The sequence below is a fragment of the Xanthomonas prunicola genome (genome assembly GCF_002846205.1).
Classification (GTDB): Bacteria; Pseudomonadota; Gammaproteobacteria; order Xanthomonadales; family Xanthomonadaceae; genus Xanthomonas; species Xanthomonas prunicola.
In genome coordinates, this window is the sequence record NZ_PHKV01000045.1 from 1 (window position 1) to 2,423 (window position 2,423).

At 64.1% G+C, this 2,423-nt stretch carries 2 protein-coding genes; one reads left to right on the plus strand and one right to left on the minus strand.

Features of this window, described 5'->3' with window-relative positions:
* Nucleotides 1–259: 259 nt before the first annotated feature.
* Nucleotides 260–1,327: a LacI family DNA-binding transcriptional regulator gene (locus XpruCFBP8353_RS22925; RefSeq protein WP_101365250.1), complete on the minus strand. Its 1,068-nt coding sequence runs from the start codon at nt 1,325–1,327 to the stop codon at nt 260–262.
* A gap of 176 nt (nt 1,328–1,503) precedes the next feature.
* On the opposite strand from XpruCFBP8353_RS22925, the gene XpruCFBP8353_RS22930 reads away from it, so the two are divergent.
* Nucleotides 1,504–2,423: alpha-glucuronidase family glycosyl hydrolase (locus XpruCFBP8353_RS22930; protein WP_279327786.1), on the plus strand; the 920-nt coding region annotated here is incomplete at its 3' end.

Sequence of the window (2,423 nt, forward strand, 5' to 3'; positions counted from 1 at the left end):
GTACGAAAACCTGATCAATCAGTATCTGACACGTTGATCATTGCCATCGCCCGCGTTTCGTCTAGCGAGGCGCGGGGGCGATGAGTGTCTTCGGTGCGGGGCCGTACCACCTACAACAATGCGACTGCCAGGAATGGCTGACGACGTTGCGTGCGGTAAGCAGGTGAGTGGACGCACGCCCGCAATCCCCGCGTGTTACATGCAGGCCGGTGACATGACCACGTCCGCCTTACAGCGATGCAGTTATCTGATCGCTACGTTACTCGGCCGCATCGTCAGCTGTCGGTGCGGCCACCGAATCCCGCTTGACCAGCAGGTGCGCGACCACATGATCGACCATCTTCGCCGTACGCTCCTTGGCGCGAATCGTCTTCAGCAAGATGTCCAGCGCGGCATCGGCCATGGCGGCAATGGGCTGCTGCACGGTGGTGATTTCGGGCCACACCGCAGTGGCGGCAGAGGTGTCGTCGAAACCGACCACCGACAGATCGCGCGGCACATCCAGCCCACGCCGATGCGCGACCGAGATTGCCGCGGCGGCCATGTCGTCGTTACTGGCGAAGATGGCGCTGGGACGGCGTTTGCGCGCCAGCAACTTTTCCGCGGCGACCAAGCCGGATTTGTAGGTGTAATCGCCCGGCTGCACCAGATGCCGATCCAGGCGCAAGCCGGCGTCTTCCAACGCCGCCTGGAAGCCTTCGAAGCGTCGCGTGCTGGCGGACAGGTTCGGATGCCCGGCGATGTAGCCGATGCGCGTATGTCCCCGTGCGATCAAGTGTTCGGTGATCTCTTTGGCGGCAGCAAATTCGTCGATGCGCACACAGGCCACATCCGGGCTGAAATGGTTGGAAGCGATCGCCACCACCGGCACCTTGGCGCGGACCAACTCCAGCACGGCGGCCCTGGACTCGCACAAGGGCGGCGGCAGGATGACTCCGGCGACGCCTTTGGCGAGCTTGCGTGCCGCCTTGCGTTCGGCATCGGCATCCAGATCGTCCCAGCAGTCGATCACCAGCTGGATCGAGGTACGCGAGGCAACCCGCAACACGCCCAGCAACAACTCGCGCAAGTAGGCACCGCTGGGATCGCTATAGATCAACGCGATGCGCGTGCTCTGCGCGGTGGCCAATGCGCTGGCGGCAAGATTGGGCGTGTAACCCAGCTTGTCGACCGCACGCATGACCCGTTCGCGAGTGGCATCGCGCACGCTGCCGGTGTTGTTGACCACGCGCGAGACCGTCATCGGCGACACCTTCGCCAGCGCCGCCACCTCGTCGATGGTGGTCGCGCGGCTGGTGCGGCGGACCGATTTCCTGACCTTCTCCAAGCGTGGCCTCTTCAAATGCGAGCGAAAGCTGCGGGATGCACAAGCGCGGCTGCGGTAACGCGGGCGCCGGGTGCAGGGATGACCGCGCGAGCCATGGTACCGGGAAGCACGCAGAGCGGCGAGACGCGACTGCATGCACCCGTGACGCTGGAGCATGCCGCATGAGGGAGTCTGGCATGAAGCGGCATGCCGCCGACGTCGGCGCATTTCCGCTGCAGCGGTTGCTGTGGCTGGCGCTACTGTGCGGCGGCCTGCTGGCCGCCGTCAGCGCGCGTGCGGAGGACGGCTACGAGTTATGGTTGCGCTACCAGCCGCTGGCCAATGCCGCGCAATTGCGTGACAGCGCCAGCGAGTTGGTGGTCGTCGGCGACTCGCCCACCCTGCACGCAGCACGCGATGAACTGGCGCGTGGCCTGCAGGGATTATTGGGAAACACGCCACCACGCATGGACGCGGTCACGCGCGATGGCGCAATTGTGCTGGGCGCCGCCAGCGCGCCACAGATCGCTGCGTTACAGCTCGATACGCGTCAATTGGGTCGCGAGGGCTATCTGATCCGTAGCGCCAGCGTGGATGGGCATCGCATCACCGCCATTGTCGGCGGCAGCGATATCGGTGTGTTGTACGGCGCATTCCATCTGTTGCGTCTGCTGCAGACCGGGCAATCGCTCGCGGCATTGGACGTGCGTGAATCGCCACGCCTGCAACTGCGCATGCTCAATCATTGGGACAATCTCGATGGCCTGGTAGAGCGCGGTTATGCCGGTGCGTCGCTGTGGAACTGGCAGACGCTGCCCGGCTATCTGGATCCGCGCTACACCGACTACGCACGCGCCAACGCGTCGCTAGGCATCAATGGAACCGTGCTCAACAACGTCAACGCCAAAGCGTGGAGCCTGACGCCGCAATACCTGGAGAAAGCCGCGGCACTGGCGAAGGTGTTTCGCCCCTATGGCATCCGTGTATTTCTCAGTGCGCGCTTCAGTGCACCCATCGAAATCGGTGGCTTGAAAACTGCCGACCCGCTGGACCCGCAGGTGCAGCGCTGGTGGCGCGACACAGCCAACGAGATCTACACGCGCATTCCGGATTTCGG